We start from the raw sequence: 21,522 nt of genomic DNA, 5'->3' as shown, positions 1-21,522 counted from the left end.
GAAACATTACAAAATGATAAAAACTGTGAAGATGACGTTAAGCAATAATCGAAAGCGTCAACACAATTTACACTATATAGACAAATGAAAAGTTTCTAAATTAGAATATATAAAACTTAAAATTTCAAAAACTATAACTTTAGTTCACAATTGAACAAGCTAATAAAATTCTAGTGTATAGAAATTTAAATTACATACACAGCTGATCAGGATTTTAAAAAACTTAACCTAAAGAAGATAACTTTTGCCAATAACGACCTTTGTTTAGTTAGGGATACTAACATCGCTAATAACATATTGAACACAGTAACTTTGCCAATTTTTTACTAGGTATGGATTATTTTCCAACCTATATTAATCTATATCGGGGGAAACAAACATGAGTCTACACAAAAAGAAATTAACTCTTTTTGCGTTTTTTATTCTGACCGTGCTTACTGTCGCATTTAAAACGTATTTTTCATATTATGTTGATTTTTCTTTAGGTGTTAAAGGGTTAGTACAAAACCTAATCCTATTAATGAATCCATACAGTTTAATCGCTTTAGTATTAAGTATTTTCTTATTCTTTAAAGGGAAGAAAGCATTCTGGTTCATCTTTATTGGTGGCTTTGTTTTAACTTTCCTACTATACGCGAACGTTGTTTACTTCAGATTCTTCTCTGATTTTATAACGTTTAGTACATTGAACCAAGTTGGAAATGTTGATTCAATGGGCGGCGCAGTGACAGCTTCATTTAAATGGTATGACTTTGTATACTTTATTGATACAATCATTTACCTTTTTATCTTGATATTTAAACAAAAATGGTTAGGTAAACGTGTATTCAGTAAAAAGTTTGTGCCAGTAGTTATGGCAGCTGCAATTGCCTTATTCTTCCTGAATTTAGCTTTTGCTGAATCAGATCGTCCTGAATTATTAACACGTACTTTCGATCACAAATATTTAGTGAAATATTTAGGACCGTATAATTTCACTGTCTATGATGGTGTGAAAACAATTCAAAATAACCAACAAAAAGCTTTAGCTAATGAAGATGACTTAACTAAAGTGTTAAATTATTCGAAACAAAAACGAGTTGAACCGAACCAAGAGTATTTTGGTGCAGGTAAAAAGAAAAATGTTATAAAAATACACTTAGAAAGTTTCCAAACTTTCTTAATTGATAAAAAAGTCAACGGAGAAGAAGTAACACCATTCTTAAATAAATTATCATCAGGGAATGCAGGTTATAGATATTATCCAAACTTCTTCCATCAAACGGGTCAAGGTAAAACATCAGACTCAGAGTTTACAATGGATAATAGTTTGTATGGTTTACCTCAAGGTTCAGCCTTTTCATTGAAAGGTGATAACACTTACCAAGCATTACCAGCAATTCTTGATCAAAAACAAGGTTATACATCTAGTGTAATGCATGGTGATTACAAAACATTCTGGAACCGTGATCAAGTGTATAGACACTTTGGTATAGATAAATTCTATGATGCGACCTATTATGATATGTCTGAAGAAAATCTTGAGAATCTAGGTCTTAAAGATAAAGAGTTCTTTGATAAATCAGCAGATTACTTAGCTAAAGAAAAAGAACCATTTTACAGTCATTTAATTACATTAACAAACCATTATCCATTTACTGTATCACCAGAGGATGCAACAATAGAATCACCAAATACTGGAGATTCAACGGTAGATGGCTATGTTCAAACAGCTAGATATCTAGATGAATCGTTAGAAGAATTTGTTAATGAATTGAAAGAAAAAGGTCTTTATGAAGATTCCGTTATAATGATTTACGGTGACCACTATGGTATTTCTGAAAACCATAATAAAGCTATGGAAAAATTATTAGGTGAAGAAATTACACCTGCTAAATTTACTGACTTAAACCGTACAGGCTTCTGGCTGAAAATACCAGGTAAGGAAGGCGCAGTAGATGAAACGTATGCTGGTCAAGCAGACGTTATGCCTACACTGCTTCATTTAATGGGTATTGATACTAAGAATTACCTAATGATGGGTACAGACATGTTATCGAAAGAACATAACAACACAGTGCCATTCAGAAACGGTGACTTTATAACGAAAGATTATAAATATGTTAATGGTAGAATTTATGATAATAAAACGAATGAACCAGTAACAGAAAAACCTAAAGATTTTGAAAAACGTAAACAACAAGCTGAAAAAGATCTACAAATGAGTGACGATTTGATTAATGGTGACTTATTGAGATTCTATGACAATCCAGATTTCGAAAAAGTGAAACCTTCTGAGTACGAATATAAGCCAGGTCCAAAAGGAAAAGAGAAAAAATAATAGTTAATTTATAGAGCTAATATACCTAATTTAGGTATATTGGCTCTTTTTAAATTTTACTTTAGATTCATTCGACTACATATTTAAAAAATGACACAAAAATAGCTATGGTACTTTTTCAAGTGCCCATAGCTATTTTTCTAATTAGGTTTATGTCTAAACCATTTTTAATACAAAATTTACGTCCTTATCCAAGTGCGACATCAAGTATCATCATGATTGTGAATCCTAACATTAGACTTAACGTTGCAAGGTCTGTATTATTACTTGCTTGAGAATCTGGTATAAGTTCTTCAACCACAACGAATATCATTGCACCTGCAGCAAATGCTAAAGCATATGGCAACATAGGGGTGATCATTATCACCGCAGCAGCACCGACTACAGCAAATATAGGTTCGACGATGGCTGATGCTTGTCCATAATTAAAAGCTTTCCATCTTGATGCACCTGCAGCGCGTATTGGCATTGACAATGCTGCACCTTCTGGAATATTCTGTATCCCGATACCGATGGCTAATCCAACAGCGCCTAAAAATGTTGCTTGGCCATTACCAGAAACAATACCACCAAAGGCTACACCTATAGAAAGACCTTCTGGAATATTGTGTAACGTAATTGCCAATACAAGTAATGTGTTTTTGTTGAGTTTTTTAGTACCTACACCTTCATGAAATTGATTAGTGTCTTTGGTGTTTGGATGTATATGAGGAATAACTAAATCTAATCCACGAATAAATAATCCACCCAATAAAAAACCAATAGCAGCAGGTAACCATGGGAAAGCTGTGCCTTCACCATAAGCAATGGCTGGCTGTAATAATGACCAAAAGCTTGCAGCAATCATAATGCCTGCAGCAAAACCTTGCATTGAGTTCAATAACTTATCGTTAACTCTTTTGAAAATAAATACCGATGCTGCTCCTAATGCAGTAAGTAGCCATGTGATAAGACCAGCTATTAATGCTTGGATGTAAGGAGGTAAGTTTTGGAAAAATTCCGGCATAAGCTTCTCTCCTTTGTATCATTTGAGTTCAAAAAGGTGTATAATATATAGAACTGAAATTAAGTTTAACAGATATAATTACTATTTTCGATATTTAAAAATTTCGATATTAAAAAGGATGTAGAATGATGGAAGCATACAAAATTGAACATTTAAATAAGTCATATGCCGATAAGACTATTTTCGATGATTTACATCTCTCTATTTCTGAAGGAGAAAAAATAGGACTCGTTGGTATAAATGGGACTGGCAAGAGTACTTTGTTAAAAGTAATAGCAGGACTAGACGAAGATTACGATGCGGAAATATCACATCCCAATTCGTATCGCGTCCGTTATTCTTCTCAAAAACAAGATTTTGATCGAAATATGTCTGTTTTTGAAGCAGTACTAACCTCAGAAACTAAAACACTTCAAGTTATACGTGCATATGAGTCTGCACTGAATCAATATAGTACGACCCAGAGTGAGTCAGATTTACAAAAAATGATGCAAGCACAAGATGCAATGGATGCGAATCAAGCATGGGATTACAGTGCAGAAATCAAGACGATACTTTCTAAATTAGGTATTCATGATACGACAAAAGAAGTAAGTGAACTTTCAGGTGGTCAACAAAAAAGAGTGGGTCTTGCGAAGACACTTATTGAACAACCTGATTTATTACTTCTAGATGAGCCTACTAACCACTTAGATTTTGAATCTATCAATTGGTTAATCAATTATGTGAAACAATATCCACACACGGTGTTATTTGTCACACATGATCGTTATTTCTTAAACGAAGTATCCTCACGAATCATCGAATTAGACCGTGGGAAATTACGCACTTATGCTGGTAATTATGAAGCTTATATAGCACAACGTGCAGAAAATGAAATTATCGAACAAAAACAACAATCGAAACAACAATCTTTATATAAAAAAGAACTTGCTTGGATGCGTGCGGGTGTAAAAGCACGAACTACAAAACAACAAGCACGTAAAAATAGATTTAACGATTTAGAACAAGAGGTCAAAAATCAGCATCAACAAGATAAAGCATCTTTAAATCTTGCTTATTCAAGATTGGGGAAACAAGTCTTTGAATTCGATGCTCTGACTAAGCGCATAAATGATAAGACATTGTTCGAAGACATCACTCAAATAATTCAAAGTGGTCAGCAAATTGGTATTGTTGGGCCTAATGGTGCTGGTAAAACAACATTGTTAAATATATTGAGTGGCGAAGATCAAGCCTTCGAAGGTAATCTGAAAATTGGGCAGACCGTAAAAGTTGCTTACTTTAAACAAAGTGAAGAGCGATTAGATCGTGATGTAAGAATGATTGATTATTTAAGAGAAGAAAGTGAAGTAGCTAAAGAAAAAGATGGTACTTCAGTTTCAATTACACAACTACTCGAACGCTTCTTATTCCCAAGTTCCACACATGGTAAAAAAATATATAAATTATCAGGTGGCGAACAAAAAAGACTATATCTGTTGAGATTATTAGTCCATCAGCCGAATGTCTTGCTATTAGATGAGCCAACAAACGACTTAGATACTGAAACGCTCACAATATTAGAAGATTATATTGAAACATTTGGCGGCGCTGTAATCACAGTAAGTCATGATAGATATTTCTTGAATAAAGTAGCCCAAGAATATTGGTATATTCACGATGGTATAATGGAACGTATTATAGGGACATTTGAAGATTATGAAGCATATAAAAAAGAACAAGATAAAGCCCAAGCACAGCAAAAGCAACAGAAACAACAAACACATGTAAAACAAAATACGAATAAGAAAAAAGGGCTATCTTTTAAAGAAAAGCAAGAATATGAAACAATTATTGAACGTATTGAAACTACTGAGCAAAGATTAGAAAGCATCGATGAAGAAATGATTGCAGCAAGTTCAGATTATGCTAAAATCAAAGAATTAACTGAAGAACAACGTCGTCTTAACCAGACGTACGAAGATGATATGGCAAGATGGAGTGAACTAGAAGAACTAAAAGAACAATGAGGGATTGTTAACATGGAATCAACTTTATCGCATTATTTTGGCTACGATACATTTCGTCCGGGTCAAAAAGAAATTATAACAAAAGTAATGAATCATCAAAATGCGCTAGGTGTATTACCTACTGGCGGGGGAAAATCAATTTGTTATCAAGTTCCGGGATTAATGTTGGGCGGTACGACAATCGTTATCAGTCCATTAATTTCGCTAATGAAAGATCAAGTTGATCAATTAAAGGCCATGGGTATACGCGCGGCGTACTTAAACAGTAGTTTAACTCAGAAACAACAAAAAGAAATAGAGGCACAACTTAGAAAAGGTGAAATCCAATTTCTATATGTGGCGCCTGAACGTTTCGATAATGCTTATTTTGTTCAAATGGTGCAACAATTAAATATACCGTTAGTTGCTTTTGATGAAGCACACTGTATTTCTAAATGGGGTCACGATTTTAGACCGAGTTATCGAGATGTGATTCATAAGGTATTTGCATTACCACAAGATTTTACAATTGTAGCACTTACTGCAACTGCGACAATTGAAGTTCAAAAAGACATTATGGATCGCTTGAATATTAATAAAAATGACGAGATTAAAACAAGTACAAAACGTCGAAATCTAGTCTTTCAAGTCAATCCTACATATCAACGACAAAAATTTGTGTTGGAATATGTTAAAAAATATCAAAAAGAATCCGGCATTATTTATTGTTCAACACGAAAACAAGTTGAAGAATTACAAGAAGCGTTAGCGATTAATGATATTAAGAGTACAACCTATCATGGTGGACTATCGAACAAAGAGCGTGAAGCTGCCCAAAATGATTTTGTTTATGATCGTGTACGCGTAGTTGTAGCTACGAATGCTTTTGGTATGGGTATCGACAAATCCAATGTAAGATTTGTTATTCATTATAATATGCCTGGCGATTTAGAATCATACTATCAAGAAGCAGGTCGTGCAGGTCGTGATGGCTTAAATAGTGATTGTATTTTATTATTTAGTGAACGTGACATCGGCTTACATCAGTATTTTATATCTTCATCGAAAGCAGATGATGATTATAAAGATAAGATGGGCGAAAAATTAAATAAAATGATACTTTATACAAAAACTAAAAAGTGTTTAGAAGCAACACTTGTACATTATTTTGAGCCGAATGAAAAGCTTGAAGAATGTGAACAGTGTAGTAATTGTGTAAGAGAAAATAAAACGTACGATATGACAAATGAAGCAAAAATGATTGTGAGTTGTATTGCACGTATGAAACAGAAAGAAAGCTATAGCGTCATTATACAAGTATTAAGAGGCGAAGAATCTGATTATATTCGCTACTGTGATTATAATGAATTGTCGACACATGGTATTATGAAAAACTACACTACATCAGATTTAAGTCATCTTATTGATGAATTGAGATTTAAAGGCTTTTTAAATGAGTATGATGAAATATTAACTTGTGATAACTCTGTGAAAAGTTTATTGAGTGATCAAGTCACTATATTTACGACGCCATTTAAACGTAAAACTACAGAAAAAGTTAATATCAATACCGTTGAAGGTGTGGATCGTGCACTATTTGATGAACTTATAGCTGTACGTAAACAGCTAAGTGAGGACTTGAGTATTCCGCCAGTAAGTATCTTCTCTGATTTTACACTAGAAGAATTTGCTAAAAGAAAGCCAGAATCAAAACAAGATATGATTTTAATTGATGGCGTAGGTAGTTACAAATTAAAACATTACTGTCCAATGTTCTTAGAAACCATTCAATCATATAAAGCAAAAATATAATCAAGTTAGTTGTTGTAGTGCCACATAGTTTTCTGCTTTTAATAAATATAACCATAACCGCGAAGTTAAATTTCAAATTATAATATACTATGTAACAAAAAATCATAGGTATATTTTTGATTTGAGTTAACTTCGCTTTTTTGTAAAAACAAGTTATTAATGAAGTAAAACAAAAACTTTGATAATTGCTTGATAAATACATGAATTATATGAAAATAGGGAATAGTCGTAGTAAATGTGAATTTAATCTAATTTTTTAAAATAGAGGACAGTAAAGTGAAGGTGACAAAGTGATAGAATTTAAAAATGTAGTGAAAAAATATGGAGATAAAACTGCAGTCGATGACATCAGTTTTAATATAAAAAAAGGCGAATTTTTTGTGTTAATTGGTCCTTCAGGTTGTGGAAAAACAACGACCTTAAAAATGGTCAATCGCTTAATTTCGTTATCTGAAGGATATATTTATTTTAATGATAAACCAATTAGTGATTATTCTATTTATGAAATGCGTTGGGATATAGGCTATGTACTGCAACAAATCGCACTTTTCCCCCACATGACAATCAAAGAGAATATCGCTCAAGTGCCACAAATGAAAAAGTGGAAAGAAAAAGATATTAATCAACGCGTGGATGAATTATTGAATATGGTGGGTTTAGAACCTGAATTATATAAAAATCGTAAACCAGATGAGTTGTCAGGAGGTCAGCAGCAACGTGTAGGCGTGGTTCGTGCATTGGCCGCCGATCCGCCAGTGATATTAATGGATGAGCCATACAGTGCGCTAGACCCGATTAGCCGTGAAAAGTTACAAGATGATTTAATTGAATTACAACAAAAAATTAAAAAAACGATTATTTTCGTAACACATGATATTCAAGAAGCAATGAAACTGGGCGACCGTATATGTTTATTAAATGAGGGTCGAGTTGAACAAATTGATACACCAGAAGGGTTTATTAAAAATCCTAAAAATGACTTTGTGAAGCAGTTTATGGGAGATAAAGTAAAACGTACGGTTAATGATATGAAATTATCTGAACTGGTTAGCAATTTACCAAACAATAAATCAGAAATGGCTCATGAAAGTTATCCTGTTGTACAAAGTAATTATTTTGTACGCGATATTTATGAGCATTTAATTGACCATGAAGCAATTATTGTCGATGACGAAGCAGCTTCTACACAACATGTGCTAAAACGAGAAGATATATTTAAAGTTTTGTCAGAAGGCAAAGGAGGTCATAATGGATGAATGAATTCATTAACACTCTTGTAGAGCGCAAAGGTCAATTATTAACAACTATTTTTGAACATATGCAAATATCATTTATTGCTTTATTAATAGCGACTCTGATTGGTGTTCCCTTAGGCATTCTGCTTACAAAAACGCGTAAACTTTCTGAAGTCGTGATGAATATTGCAGCTATACTACAAACGATACCATCACTTGCTTTACTCGGTTTGATGATACCGCTATTTGGTATAGGTAAAGTGCCAGCCGTGATTGCTTTAGTCGTTTATGCTCTACTACCTATTTTGAGAAATACATACACGGGTATTAACGAAGTTGATGCTTCGTTAATAGAAGCAGCAAAAGGTATAGGTATGAAACCAGGACGCCGTTTGAGTAAAGTAGAATTGCCAATTGCGATGCCGGTAATTATGGCGGGTATTCGCACAGCTATGGTATTAATCATTGGTACGGCAACATTAGCAGCTTTAATTGGTGCAGGTGGTTTAGGTGACCTTATATTATTAGGTATCGATAGAAATGATACGTCATTAATACTTATCGGTGCCATTCCAGCGGCCTTGCTCGCAATCTTATTTGATTTAGCCTTACGCTTTATGCAAAAAATGTCATACAAAAAATTACTGATTGCATTAGGTGCTATCGTATTAATCTTATTATTGTTTATAGTTGGTCCGTTGTTAGCGCAAAAAGGAGATAAAGTGACTTTAGCAGGTAAGCTTGGTTCAGAGCCTTCAGTGATTACCAATATGTATAAAATTTTAATTGAAGAAGAAACAGATCATACTGTTGAAGTTGAAGACGGATTGGGTAAAACAGCTTTCTTATTTAACGCCTTAAAATCAGATGATATAGATGGTTATCTTGAGTTTACAGGGACAGTGCTCGGTGAATTAACGAAAGAAGATCTACAGTCTAAGAAAGAAGACGAAGTATACGAACAAGCTAAATCGAGTTTAGAAAGTAAATATGATATGACGATGTTAAAACCAATGGAATACAATAATACGTATGCCTTAGCAGTGAAAAAAGACTTTGCAGAAGAGCATGATATTAAAACAATTGGTGATTTAAATAAAGTCAGTAGCAAAATCAAGCCTGGCTTTACATTAGAATTTAATGATCGTGAAGATGGCTATCCAGCTGTGAAAAAAGCATATGACCTTGATTTAGGAGACGTCAAAACGATGGAACCTAAATTACGTTATCAAGCAATTGAAAGTGGCGATATCAATTTAATAGATGCATATTCAACAGATGCTGAATTAAAACAATATGATATGGTCGTTCTAGAGGATGATAAAGATGTCTTTCCACCATATCAAGGTGCGCCTATGTTTAAAGAATCCTATTTAGAAGAACATCCTGAAATTAAAGCACCGCTAAATAAATTAGCAGGTAAAATTTCAGATGAAGAAATGCAACAAATGAACTACGATGTGACTGTGAAAAAAGAAGACCCATATGAAGTTGCAAAAGCATATCTAGAAAAGCATAATTTAATAGATTAAACATTAACTCTTTTATTACGGGTTCGGATGATGAGCGATAGGAATAACATGCTTAATTTATCTGAACTCGTTTTTTACTGATTACAAATCAAACTGTTTGAGGAGGACACATTGATTTTAAACTATTATTGGGTTTATAATAGTTATTAAGTTTTGAAATTTCTGTAAATTTAAGGAGGCCCGAAGCAACAATGAAAAAGCAAATTGAACAATTATCAGCATATGAACCAGGTTTATCGCCTAGAGCATTGAAAGAAAGTTACGGGATTGAAGGTGAATTATATAAATTAGCTTCAAATGAAAATTTATATGGTCCGTCACCAAAAGTTAACGAGGCGATTCAAGCACATTTAGATGAATTGCAATTTTATCCTGAGACCGGTTCTCCATTAATCAAAGAAGCAATCAGTAAGCACTTAAATGTTGATGCATCACGCATATTATTCGGGGCAGGCCTAGACGAAGTCATTTTAATGATTTCACGTGCGGTACTCACTCCTGGAGATAAAATAGTAACAAGTGAAATGACGTTTGGACAGTATTATCATAATGCAACCGTAGAAGCTGCAAATGTAGCACAAGTGCCTATGCAAAATGGATGTTTTGATTTAGAAGGTATATTAGCAGAGATTGACGATGATACGAAACTCGTATGGTTATGTAATCCAAATAATCCAACAGGCACTTATTTTACGCATGAAGAGTTACAACATTTCTTAACACGTGTACCAAGTCATGTTCCAGTAATTATAGATGAAGCCTATGTAGAATTTGTAACTGCGGAGGATTTCCCTGATACATTAGCCTTACAAGAGCAATTTACAAATGCATTTTTATTACGCACATTCTCTAAAGCATATGGCTTAGCAGGCATGCGTATTGGTTATGTCGTTGCAGCTAAAGAAGCAATCGAAAAATGGAATATTATACGTCCACCATTTAATGTAGGACGCTTATCTGAGTATGCAGCGTTGGCAGCATTAGAAGATCAAAAATACTTAGCATCTATTCGCGAACATAACGCACAAGAGAGAGCAAAATTCTTTGAATTAGCTGTAAGTGATAGATTTTATCCAAGCCAAACAAACTTTGTCTATATCAATACAGACAAACCGCATGATTTATATGAAGCGTTTTTAAATGTTGGTTGCATTACAAGAGAATTTCCTAAAGGGGTTCGAGTGACAATCGGTTTTCCAGAACAAAATGATAAAATGATCGAAGTACTTAAAAGCTTTGAATTTTAATTATAATCAATGATGATGACGTTCAACGAGACTAAAATGTGTATGTAAAGATAAATATAATAAACCAATTCATTTAAGATGATGAGAAGTGTTATGTGAATAGCATTTAACATGGTTTAAATTATATTTATAAGTACAATTTTGGTTTAGTTGAACGTTATTTGCTATACTTAGAAGTGAAAAAGGAGTTATATGTAGTCGCTTTTTACATAGTGTTTAGGCTATATATAATAAAGATTGAAGCTATTGAAAAGGGAGTAGAGTAGTAAATGACGAGAAAATCGATTGCTATTGATATGGATGAGGTACTTGCTGATACAGTAGGTGCATTACTTGATGACGTGAATAAACGCACGGATTTAGGAATTACATATGAGATGTTAGACGGAATAAAATTGAGACATGCAATGCCTGAGCATGATGGCTTACTAACAGAAATTTTAAGGGAACCTGGCTTTTTCAGGAGATTACAAGTTATGGATGATGCACAAGATGTCGTTAAAAAACTAACTGAGCATTATGATGTATATATCGCAACTGCAGCAATGGATGTACCGACTTCATTTCATGATAAATATGATTGGTTAAGACACTTCTTCCCATTTTTAGACCCTCAGCATTTTGTATTTTGTGGTCGAAAAGATATTGTTAAAGCGGATTATTTAATCGATGATAACCCTAGACAGTTGAGCATCTTTACTGGTACACCGATTATGTATACTGCAACGCACAATATCAATGATGACAGATTTGATCGTGTGAATAATTGGAAAGATGTTGAGAATTATTTCCTAGGAGATAGTGAGTACAACATTTAACCATTTAAGTGTCTGAGATATGCGTTTTGGATACAAATATATAACAACATAAAAATGGTGTTTTCTACTTTATTTCACGTAGAAAACACCATTTTTTAGTTAATTGAGAAGCCTATATCTCAGCCTCTTTGCTAGTTAAAATATAACGACTTTTGAAACTAAGTGGTTGTTTGTAATTTAAAACATCGCGTTAAAGCTTAATTATTCTGATTCAGTATCGGTCACTTGTTTATGTTCTGGAAGTGTTAGTATTTGAATAGCATCAGGCACAACTTCGATTTGAAGCGGTGTTTTTAAGTCAACTTCACCATTAATGTCAACTTTCATCTGTGGGTCAGTAGCGATGGTGATTTTCTTCGCTAATACATGTTTAATACCATCCGTCATATTATTCCAATTCATACTGTCACGTTGCTTAAATATATCGTTTAAGACACTTGTTCTTTCTTCTGTGAAGATAAATGTATTTAAATAACCATCATTGGGAGATAAATCGGTTAAAGGTATACGACTGCCACCTATGAACGGGCCATTCGCTACTACAAGCATTGTGGTATTACCTTCAATTTCATTTTCATCGACAGTTATTTTATAGTCAAAGTGTTCTGGATTAAGTAATGTTTTCACTGTAGAACCAACGTAACTTAGTTTACCAAAGACATCTTTGTTACCGTTTTGTACATTCTCTGCGTTTTGTACAATCAGCCCCATGCCTACAAAGTTTAAAGCATATTCATCATTTACTTTCATAATATCATAAGATCTTAGTTCTGCTTCTTTAAGTTGTTCACTTGCTACTTTATGACGTGGGTGTAAATTTAATGTTTTTACAAAATCATTAAATGTCCCGCCAGGTATAATACCGATTGGGATATCAAGCTGACTTTGCATCATGCCATTAACGAGTTCATTTACCGTGCCGTCTCCACCTAAAATAAAGATAATATCTACATCATCACTATAACTTTGTTCTTTTATTTTTTTACAATAACTAATTATGTCTCCTTCATTTTCACTTAATTGGATAGAGAGATGTTTACAAAATGTTGTCAATGAGGATGCTACATCTCCGAGCCCGTTATATATATCTTTTATACCTGAGTGTTCATGGTAAAATAATACGCCGTGTTTAAATTTTGATTGTGTCAATTTATTCACCATATTTCTTAGAATTTTGATTTACCTATTAAGTTTACCCGATTTTCAATAAAAATAAATAAAAAGAGCGGAGAATACGAAATCAAAACTTGAAATTTGATTTCGTATTCCCGCTCTCATAGGGCTGACTAAATATCAGGCAGCTACTGTGCAAACTTAAATCATTAAATTATTATTTAACCCCGCGCATACCTTTGACGATTTTTGGTACAAAGGCAAGGATGATTAGGCTGACTACAATCGCAATTACTCCTAGGAATAGGAAATAATTTTTATAGCCAAGTGGTTCGATAAGTTTTACTAAAGTACCGTTAATGGCTTGAGCACAGGCGTTTGTTAGTAACCATAAGCTCATCATTTGTGTGTTAAAGGCTTTAGGTGCAAGTTTTACTGCTGCACTATTACCAGTAGGTGATAAACATAATTCACCAATAACGCAAATAACATATGACAAGATAATCCAGTTTACACTTATCATTGCACCACCGGATGAAATGCCAATTAAGCCAATCATTATGTAAGAAGCCCCAGCTAAAAATGCACCTAAGACAAATTTCGTAGCTAAACTTGGCTGACGTCTTGCCATTTTAGCCCAGATAATTGAAAGTACTGGCGCAAGTAATACGATGAATAGAGGATTAATAGATTGGAACCAGGTTGGTCCAAAATCTGTTGTCCATCCAAATATATTTAAGGACATATCACTACTTTCAAGCGCGAAAATGTTAAGCACATTTGCACCTTGTTCTTGAATTGACCAGAAAACCACACCTAAAATAAATAGGGGAATGAAGGAAATGACACGTGAACGTTCATCAGATGTAACTTCTTTACTGCGAATCATAATAGTAAAGTAAATGATAGGTAACGCGACCCCAAGTATCAATACAGTGGTACTTACAATGTTAAATGAAAGTGTTCCAGTTAATCCAGTGATGATTAACACCGCTGCAATAACTATAGCTGAAGCTGCGAATATTAAACCGTATTTCTTTTTCTCACTTTGATTTAAAGGATTCGTAGGCTTCGTTCCTACATCGCCAATGTTTTTCTTATTGAAGATCATATACCAAACTAAACCTAGTGCCATACCTACTGCTGCAATTAAAAATCCAGCATGGAAATCGCCTGATTTAACGAATTGATCTAATATTAATGGTGAAAGTAGCCCACCTAAATTTACAGACATATAGAAAATAACAAATCCTGCATCCATACGTGTATCGTTCTCAGGATATAGTCTACCTACAATATTAGAAATACTTGGTTTCATTAATCCTGAACCCACGATAATAAAGAACATGGAGATGAATAAACCGATGATATCTAACGGTAAACTTAAAAATATATGTCCAATGATGATCAATACGCCACCGTAAAATGTGGCTGAACGCGTACCAGTGATTCTATCAGATATCCAACCACCAAGTACTGAAGTCATATAGATTAGAGCACCATAAACAGCCATGACTGATTGTGCAGTACCCTTGTCCATACCGAGGCCACCATCTTTGATCGCGAAATACATATAAAAGATAAGTAACGCGCGCATCCCGTAATAACTAAATCTCTCCCAAAATTCAACGAAAAATAAAACCCCTAGACCTTTAGGATGACCAAAGAATCCTTTTTGTGGAATAGATTGGATGGCTTGGTCTTGGGTTTTGTCCTGATTTTGCATAAAAATTCCCGTCCTTTCTTGCTCCCAATAAAAAATGTATAAAATAGATTTTACTCCTAATAAAACTAAATTTCAATAATATTCTCACAATAACAATATTCGGAAAATTCTGTTAATATTTTAAAGTTATTTTATTTGATTTTAATTTTAAAACATTAACATTTAGTAAAATTAGTCTTTGTTGATAATATACACAAAAAAGTAGTGACACAATGAAGTGACACTACTTTTTTAAATCGTATTTAGTTTTGATTGTTTAGTAAACGCCTTTCATAGCACGTCTTACTTTTGGTGAAATCATAAGTAATAGAATACCAATGATTACAGCGATAAGTCCTGAGTACATAAAGTAGTCGCTTTGATTCATCTTTGTATAGACAACAACAAGTTGAGCGTTAAGCCCTTGTGCAGTTGCATTACTTAGCATCCATAGGCTCATCATACGTGCAGTGAACGTTATTGGTGCTAATTTAGTAGTTGTAGATAAACCTACTGGTGAGATACAAAGTTCACCAATCGTAATCAATAAGAAACTTAGTACAAGCCATAATGGATTGATTAACGCGTTGCCTGTAGCTAATGGAATAATCATAATTAAATAGGAGAAGCCCGCGATAATCGTGCCGATAGCAAATTTATGTACGGTAGGCGGGTTGTACTTTCCTAATTTCATCCAAAGTGTTGCGAAAATTGGCGCCAAGAGCACAATGAAAATTGGATTTAATGACTGCGCCCATGCTGCAGGTATTGAAAAATCAATTAAACCATTTGTTAATTCTGACATTTCTAATTGTGTTTTTTTATCTGCAAATGTTGCAAGTATCGTTGAACCTTGTTCTTGAATCATCCAGAAAGCCACGGAAGTGATATATAAAGGTACGTAACTATAAACACGTGAACGTTCATCTTTTGTTATATTCTTACTTAATATCATATTAAGGAATATGTATACCGGTAATACAATACCTAACAGTGTAATTAAGAAACTAAAGTTACCTAATGTTAAGGCATTATTTAAATGTAGAATCCATAAGTATATTAAGAATAAAACGATAACGCCAACAGTAATAAGTACGAATTTTTTGATTTCTGGTCTTGTTAACGGTATTGGCACATTGCGACCAGCTAACCCTAAATTCTTTTTACGTTTGAGTGCAAAAACGATTAGACCAAAAAACATTCCAATTGCTGCTGCTAAAAAACCAGCGTGGAAACCAATTCTAGTTTGCAATTGCCCAGTAATTAAAGGTGAAAGCAAAGCCCCTAAATTAATCCCCATGTAAAATAACGTAAATGCTGCATCACGTCTTGGATCATTGCGTTCGTATAATTCACCAACGGTAGTAGAGATATTTGGTTTTAATAACCCTGTACCTGCGATAATTAGAAGTAAAGCTATCATTGCTGCTGTTAAATTACCCGGAATGGATAATAGGATATGTCCAAACATGATGAGGAACCCACCATAGAAGACGGCATCTTGCGTTCCAGTAATCCGATCTGCAATCCACCCTCCGATAAGACCAGACATATAAATTAAAGTTCCGTAAATAGCAACAATTTGCATAGCAACTGCTTGGCTAAGCCCGAAGCCACCGTCAGCAACACTATAATATAGATAGAAAATTAATATGGCTTTCATACCATAGTAACTGAATCTCTCCCAAAACTCAGTCAAGAATAGTGTGCTTAGTCCTTTTGGATGTCCGAAGAAACCTTTGTTTGGAATGCTTTTCATGATTTCTTCGTGACTATGATTAACTTTTTTCATAATTTCCCTCCCCTTAAATGGTTGGATTTATTCTATACTGTTTTCATAAAAAAAACAAGTGTGTCCCTGAATTATTCAAATATAATTAAATTTTACACTATACAGTTGAAAATATGAAAATAGGGTGAGAATATCATATTAAAGTTTAGTAATTTACCCCCGTGAAAGCATACAAAAACCATCGGCTAAATCATGTGACTTAGTCGATGGTTTAATGATGGTAGACATATATTAATATCCCAAAAATTCAATCATTGTAGGTGAGGCGTAGATAAAAAATAGTGATTTATTATCTATTATCTATTTTTTCTGGATAAAGGTCATGATTCATTAAACGATGTTCTGCCATTTTTTCATACTTAGAATCAGGACGGCCATAGTTTGTATATGGATCTATTGAAATACCACCACGCGGCGTGAATTTGCCCCAAACTTCAATATAATGTGGATCCATTAAATCAATTAGATCATTCATTATAATGTTCATACAGTCTTCGTGGAAGTCACCATGGTTTCTAAAACTAAATAAATAAAGCTTTAACGATTTAGATTCTACCATTTTAATATTAGGAATATAAGAAATATAAATCGTTGCGAAATCAGGTTGGCCTGTAATAGGGCATAATGATGTGAATTCTGGACAATTGAATTTCACAAAATAATCGCGTCCAGGGTGTTTGTTATCAAATGATTCTAAAACATCAGGTCTATAATCAAAATCATATTTATTGTTTTGATTACCTAATAATGTAATATCTTCTAATTCTTCTTTATTGCGTCCTTCAGTCATTGCATATCGCTCCTTTAGCGTTTAGGTTTTTGTTCTTCTTTTTGAATTGTAAGTGGTTGTCGACGTGCTTTTTCAAACATATAGTAACTGGCACCTATAATAATAATATAGCCTAAGATAGCGAATGAATCTGGTGTTTCACCGAATAATATAAAACCAAATACTGCGGTAAATATAATAGATGCATACGTGAATATTGAAATATCTTTAGCTGGTGCGTAACTATAAGCCAGTGTTATACCAATTTGTCCTGCAGCAGCTGCTAATCCTGCACCGATTAAATAAACAACTTGCATCATAGACATGGGTTCAAATGTAAACACAGTAAAAGGTATCAATACTATAATGGAAAAGAATGAAAAATAAAATACAATAGTATAAGGTGCTTCACGTGTACTCAATGCTCTGACACACGTATAAGCACTTGCTGCAAAAATACCAGAGAATAACCCGCCCAATGCAGGAATCATAGTGGAGGAGAATTCTGGTTTAACAACAAACAACATACCAAAAATGGCTACAATCATAGCTACAAATTGATAATTACGTACTTTCTCATTTAAGAAGATAATACTTAGTAGTATCGTCCAAAATGGATTGAGCTTCATTAATGTATCTGCATCACTTAAAAGCATGTGATCGATAGCGTAGATATTAAGTAACACACCAATCAATCCCAACGTTGAACGAGAAATCAATAAAGGTTGACTACTTAATTTGCCAAATAAAGGCTGTTTATACTTTAAAATAAAATATAATGGTATAAACATTGCTACTAAATTTCGAGCGAGAGACTTTTGAAATACAGGCAAGTCACCGGCTAATCGGAAGAAGACAGTCATAAAACTAAAGCCAACTGCTGAAACTAAGATAGCAATGATACCTTTAACTTTAGGATTCACATGTATCGCCTCAATTTTTAATTTTTAACGTATTCATATTAGCATATATGCTCTGAAGATGTATATATGGTTGAAAATCGAAGAGAAATATATTAAGATATAAATACGAACAAACGTTCTATTATTTAGGGTGAATCTTTTACTTATAAGAATAGAATATATGATAGTGACACATTGTGTTTCACACAATGTATAAAATGATTTTGTGTAAAAGACGACACATCAAGCATTGCAAGATTTTTATGAAAAGCAAATAATAAAACCTTAAAATCACAAAAAAATATTTTTTGATTCATGAATAGCACTTTAAGGTTGAATTGGTGCCATTTCTATTGATTATTCAACATTTTGACGTAAATAAAAGCCTTTTAATAATCTTCTGAGTTATGTATAATGAAACACATAATATAGTATTGATGGCCAGGACAAAACACAATATATAGTGTTTTATTACGTGGTCAATTTATTTATAATAAATCAAAATTTATGTAAAATCACACTGTTTTAGGCTCTTAAACATGACAAATCAAGCATTAATACTTAATTATTGAGTTTTTACATAACTACATATAGATATAGAAATTACTATATATTGTGGTTAGTTCGAGAAACTAAGTTATTTTGATTTTTCAAAGCGCCTTTAATCATTTAAATATAATACATGATTTTATCATAATAAGATAAATATATTTTAGAAAGTAGGTGATCCGATGAAGGTTGTATATTTTTCATTTTCTGGCAATGTGCGTAGATTCATAAAGCGAACTGAACTTACCAACGTAATGGAAATCACACAAAATAATTGCTCTGAAAGAATGGATGAGCCTTTCATATTGGTCACTGGAACAATAGGGTTTGGCGAGGTACCGCCACCTGTTCAGTCATTTTTAGATATTAATCACGACTTATTACAAGCTGTTGCAGCTAGCGGAAACCGAAACTGGGGACAAAATTTTGCAAAAGCTGGACGATCTATTTCGGAACGGTATCAAGTACCATTATTAATGAAGTTTGAATTACATGGCACAACGAACGATATAAGCGAATTTAAAGATAAGGTGGGGCATTTCAATGAAGATTATGGACGAGAAGAAATACAATCATATTGAATTAAATAACGAAGTTACCAAGCGCAAAGAAAATGGTTTTTTTGATTTAGAAAAAGATCAAGAGGCATTAGCAGTCTATCTAGAAGAGATACAGGATAAGACAATTTATTTTGATACTGAACTTGAACGTCTTCACTATCTCGTTGATAATGATTTCTATTTTGATGTATTTGCTAAATATTCAGTGGCAGACCTAGAAGAAATCACTGATTATGCTAAAAGCATTCCATTCAATTTTGCGAGCTACATGTCTGCAAGTAAGTTTTATAAAGATTATGCATTGAAAACGAATGATAAAAGCCAATATTTAGAAGACTACAAGCAACACGTTGCAATTGTTGCATTATATTTAGCAAATGGACATAAAACTACAGCTAAACAGTTTATTTCTGCAATGGTTGAACAACGTTATCAACCTGCAACACCAACATTCTTAAACGCTGGACGCGCACGCCGCGGAGAACTTGTATCTTGTTTCTTACTTGAGGCAGATGACAGTTTAAATTCTATCAACTTCATTGATTCCACAGCGAAACAATTAAGTAAAATTGGTGGTGGTGTTGCGATTAACTTGTCTAAATTACGTGCGCGTGGTGAAGCAATTAAAGGTATTAAAGGTGTAGCAAAAGGTGTACTACCTGTTGCAAAATCACTTGAAGGTGGCTTTAGTTACGCAGATCAACTAGGACAACGCCCAGGTGCTGGCGCAGTATATTTAAATATCTTCCACTATGATGTTGAAGAGTTTTTAGATACGAAAAAAGTAAATGCTGATGAAGATTTACGTTTATCTACAATATCAACAGGTTTAATTGTGCCGTCTAAATTCTTTGATTTAGCAAAAGAAGGTAAAGATTTCCATATGTTTGCACCACATACTATTTATAAAGAGTATGGTGTGACATTAGATGATATTGATCTTGATGCATATTACGATGAACTTGTCGCAAATCCAAATATTGATAAAAAGACAAAAGATGCACGTGACATGTTAAACACAATTGCTCAGACACAATTACAATCTGGTTATCCTTATTTAATGTTTAAAGATAATGCTAATAAAGTTCATGCAAACTCAAACATTGGCCAAATTAAAATGAGTAACTTATGTACTGAAATTTTCCAATTACAAGAAACTTCAATTATTAACGATTATGGCACAGAAGATGAAATTAACCGTGACATCTCTTGTAACTTAGGTTCGTTAAATATCGTTAACGTAATGGAATCAGGTAAATTCAAGAATTCAGTACACACGGGTATGGATGCATTGACTGTAGTAAGTGATGAAGCAGACATTCAAAACGCACCAGGTGTAAGAAAAGCAAATAGTGAGTTACATTCAGTTGGTTTAGGTGTAATGAACTTACATGGTTATTTAGCGAAAAATAAAATTGGCTATGAGTCTGAAGAAGCAAAAGACTTTGCTAACATCTTCTTTATGATGATGAACTACTATTCCATTGAACGCTCAATGGAAATTGCTAAAGAAAGACAAGAAACTTATAAAGACTTTGATAAATCAGATTATGCCAATGGTAAATATTTTGAATTCTATACTTCACAAACATTCGAAGCGAAATTTGAAAAAGTACGCAAATTATTTGATGGTTTAGAGATACCATCTCCAGAAGATTGGAAAGCATTGCAAAAAGAAGTTGAAGCAAATGGTTTATTCCATGCATATCGTTTAGCAATTGCGCCAACACAAAGTATTTCTTATGTACAAAATGCTACAAGCTCTGTTATGCCAATTGTCGATCAAATTGAACGTCGTACTTATGGTAATGCTGAAACATTTTATCCTATGCCTTTCTTATCACCAGAAACAATGTGGTACTATAAATCAGCATTTAATACAGATCAAATGAAATTAATCGATTTAATCTCAACGATTCAAACACATGTGGACCAAGGTATTTCTACCATTCTTTATGTTAATTCAGAAATATCTACGCGTGAACTGTCTCGACTATATGTTTATGCACATCACAAAGGATTAAAATCGTTATATTATACTAGAAATAAACTGTTAAGCGTTGAAGAATGTACAAGTTGTTCAATATAGAATTTTAAGTAACAGATAAGCAATGTGGTTTTTTACAAGCAGCCTAGTCTTTTATATAGATTAGGCTGTAAATCACTGCTTA

The 21,522-nt window shown here is 33.4% G+C and carries 15 protein-coding genes; 9 read left to right on the top strand and 6 right to left on the bottom strand.

From position 1 onward, the window contains the following. Positions 1-379 precede the first annotated feature (379 nt). Positions 380-2,320 (top strand): polyglycerol-phosphate lipoteichoic acid synthase LtaS, encoded by a 1,941-nt coding sequence (ltaS, locus tag SOJ_RS11675; protein ID WP_002508315.1) that lies wholly within the window; start codon positions 380-382, stop codon positions 2,318-2,320. Between the two features lie 187 nt (positions 2,321-2,507). Here ltaS and SOJ_RS11670 read toward each other — a convergent pair whose 3' ends face one another. After that, complete coding sequence (locus tag SOJ_RS11670) at positions 2,508-3,326, bottom strand: ZIP family metal transporter (RefSeq protein WP_002508314.1); 819 nt, start codon at positions 3,324-3,326, stop codon at positions 2,508-2,510. 128 nt (positions 3,327-3,454) lie between these two features. Between SOJ_RS11670 and SOJ_RS11665 the strand changes: the two genes are divergently transcribed. The 6 genes from SOJ_RS11665 (at position 3,455) to SOJ_RS11640 (ending at position 11,961) form a co-directional block, all read left to right on the top strand. Further along, complete coding sequence (locus SOJ_RS11665; protein ID WP_002512094.1) at positions 3,455-5,338, top strand: ABC-F family ATP-binding cassette domain-containing protein; 1,884 nt, start codon at positions 3,455-3,457, stop codon at positions 5,336-5,338. Between the two features lie 12 nt (positions 5,339-5,350). Then, on the top strand, positions 5,351-7,129 hold the full coding sequence (recQ, locus tag SOJ_RS11660) for a DNA helicase RecQ (RefSeq protein WP_002508312.1): 1,779 nt from the start codon (positions 5,351-5,353) through the stop codon (positions 7,127-7,129). 290 nt (positions 7,130-7,419) lie between these two features. Beyond that, on the top strand, positions 7,420-8,385 hold the full coding sequence (locus SOJ_RS11655; protein ID WP_002508311.1) for an ABC transporter ATP-binding protein: 966 nt from the start codon (positions 7,420-7,422) through the stop codon (positions 8,383-8,385). Then, the gene (locus tag SOJ_RS11650) at positions 8,382-9,896 is read left to right on the top strand and encodes an ABC transporter permease/substrate-binding protein (RefSeq protein ID WP_002508310.1); all 1,515 of its coding nucleotides are present in this window, start codon (positions 8,382-8,384) and stop codon (positions 9,894-9,896) included. Before SOJ_RS11655 ends, SOJ_RS11650 begins: the two co-directional genes overlap by 4 nt. A gap of 191 nt (positions 9,897-10,087) precedes the next feature. Continuing rightward, positions 10,088-11,143 carry a histidinol-phosphate transaminase gene (gene hisC, locus SOJ_RS11645; protein ID WP_002508309.1) on the top strand — a complete coding sequence of 352 codons (1,056 nt, stop codon included), beginning with the start codon at positions 10,088-10,090 and terminating at the stop codon, positions 11,141-11,143. Between the two features lie 269 nt (positions 11,144-11,412). Then, positions 11,413-11,961: a 5' nucleotidase, NT5C type gene (locus SOJ_RS11640; protein ID WP_002508308.1), complete on the top strand. Its 549-nt coding sequence runs from the start codon at positions 11,413-11,415 to the stop codon at positions 11,959-11,961. A gap of 201 nt (positions 11,962-12,162) precedes the next feature. Here the strand turns inward: SOJ_RS11640 and SOJ_RS11635 are convergent, their stop codons facing one another. From SOJ_RS11635 to SOJ_RS11615, 5 genes are all read right to left on the bottom strand, one after another. Beyond that, entirely contained in the window at positions 12,163-13,122 is a 960-nt protein-coding gene (locus tag SOJ_RS11635; protein ID WP_037539606.1) for a diacylglycerol/lipid kinase family protein, read from the bottom strand. A 169-nt stretch (positions 13,123-13,291) separates the two neighbouring features. Next, positions 13,292-14,800: a peptide MFS transporter gene (locus SOJ_RS11630; RefSeq protein ID WP_002508306.1), complete on the bottom strand. Its 1,509-nt coding sequence runs from the start codon at positions 14,798-14,800 to the stop codon at positions 13,292-13,294. A 256-nt stretch (positions 14,801-15,056) separates the two neighbouring features. Beyond that, positions 15,057-16,571, bottom strand: a complete 1,515-nt coding sequence (locus SOJ_RS11625) for a peptide MFS transporter (protein ID WP_002508305.1) — start codon at positions 16,569-16,571, stop codon at positions 15,057-15,059. Between the two features lie 289 nt (positions 16,572-16,860). Continuing rightward, the gene (queF, locus tag SOJ_RS11620) at positions 16,861-17,361 is read right to left on the bottom strand and encodes a preQ(1) synthase (RefSeq protein WP_002508304.1); all 501 of its coding nucleotides are present in this window, start codon (positions 17,359-17,361) and stop codon (positions 16,861-16,863) included. Between the two features lie 14 nt (positions 17,362-17,375). Then, on the bottom strand, positions 17,376-18,263 hold the full coding sequence (locus tag SOJ_RS11615; protein ID WP_002508303.1) for a DMT family transporter: 888 nt from the start codon (positions 18,261-18,263) through the stop codon (positions 17,376-17,378). A 710-nt stretch (positions 18,264-18,973) separates the two neighbouring features. Between SOJ_RS11615 and nrdI the strand changes: the two genes are divergently transcribed. Together nrdI and nrdE are read left to right on the top strand one after the other, a co-directional pair. Continuing rightward, entirely contained in the window at positions 18,974-19,372 is a 399-nt protein-coding gene (gene nrdI, locus SOJ_RS11610; RefSeq protein WP_002512096.1) for a class Ib ribonucleoside-diphosphate reductase assembly flavoprotein NrdI, read from the top strand. After that, positions 19,335-21,440: a class 1b ribonucleoside-diphosphate reductase subunit alpha gene (nrdE, locus tag SOJ_RS11605; RefSeq protein ID WP_002508301.1), complete on the top strand. Its 2,106-nt coding sequence runs from the start codon at positions 19,335-19,337 to the stop codon at positions 21,438-21,440. Before nrdI ends, nrdE begins: the two co-directional genes overlap by 38 nt. The last annotated feature ends 82 nt before the right edge of the window (positions 21,441-21,522 follow it).

The organism is Staphylococcus sp. OJ82 (assembly GCF_000294465.1).
Taxonomy (GTDB): domain Bacteria; phylum Bacillota; class Bacilli; order Staphylococcales; family Staphylococcaceae; genus Staphylococcus; species Staphylococcus equorum.
Note: the sequence above shows the minus strand (reverse complement) of the source record. Positions and strands in the feature narration are given on the sequence as shown.